Origin of the sequence: Gardnerella sp. 26-12, assembly GCF_001660745.1 — a bacterium.
In the GTDB taxonomy this organism is placed as follows: Bacteria; Actinomycetota; Actinomycetes; order Actinomycetales; family Bifidobacteriaceae; genus Bifidobacterium; species Bifidobacterium swidsinskii.
In genome coordinates, this window is the sequence record NZ_LWSR01000160.1 from 1 (window position 1) to 1,089 (window position 1,089).

General features: G+C 38.4%; 1 protein-coding gene. It reads right to left on the minus strand.

The features are described from left to right. Positions 1-44: 44 nt before the first annotated feature. Positions 45-752, minus strand: a complete 708-nt coding sequence (locus A5295_RS06020; protein ID WP_012914113.1) for a 1-acyl-sn-glycerol-3-phosphate acyltransferase — start codon at positions 750-752, stop codon at positions 45-47. Positions 753-1,089: the final 337 nt, after the last annotated feature.

Genomic DNA, 1,089 nt, shown 5'->3' on the forward strand with positions numbered 1-1,089 from the left:
ATTTAAATATCTAATAACGCTAGCCTAATAGCATTAGAATTATATTATTTATTTTCATTACTTTCTTCACGTTTTTTACGCATACGTTCTTTTACAGTTTGAGCATATTCATCAACGTATTCTTGACCACTCATTTGCTGAATAGACTTAGTTACTTTATCTGTAATTTCACGTAAACGCTCGTGGGTAATCTCGCTTTCGTCACAAACACGCTCTACTTGAATAGGCTCGCCATAAATTGCCTTAGTTTTACCTTTTGCAGGAATAACTTGACCATGCACTTGCAATTCTCTAGTTCCAATAATTGCAACTGGTATAATCGGGCAACCTGTTTCAAGAGCAAGACGTGCAGCACCAGTATGACCGCGATATAAACGACCGTCTGGACTTCTTGTACCTTCAATATGAATACCAAAAAGCTGACCTTTTTCTAATATTTCACGAGCATGATTCAAGGCGCCAAGCGATTTTGCGCCTCCAGAACGATCTACAGGAAAAACGCCAACAGAAGTAAACCACCACTTCTTGAAACGACCCTTTAAACCTTTGCCTTCAAAATATTCTGCTTTACCCATAAAGTGAATCATACGAGGACAAGTCAATGGCAGAAGCGCGTCATCAATAACAGCAAGATGATTTGCAGCAATAATAGCTCCACCCTTTTTAGGTACATTTTTAACACCTTGCGCTGATGGATGAATCCTCATGCAGGCAATACCCCCGAGTCCCTTCACGAAGAACCAGTACAACATACCATATCCTTTCTTGCAAGTCCAATTTCGAACATTTTAAGCATAGAATCAGGAAGACTTGCTACAGTATAGTTCATGACTTCTTCTAAGAATACCAACGACCCTCGCCGTGATGACGAGTTAACGTCAGAATCATTAAAGAATAATCAAAAACAAAACAATAGAAATTTTGATGATGATTGGTCATCTTTTATTGCAGAGCATTCTGACGATATGAATGATATTGCTAATTCACGTAGCGCAAAAAGCTTTGAAAAGCACGCTCAGAAAGAAGAAAAAAAGAAAGAACGCAACAGTATAGCAAGCGATAATAACTGTCTCTTATACACATCTCCGA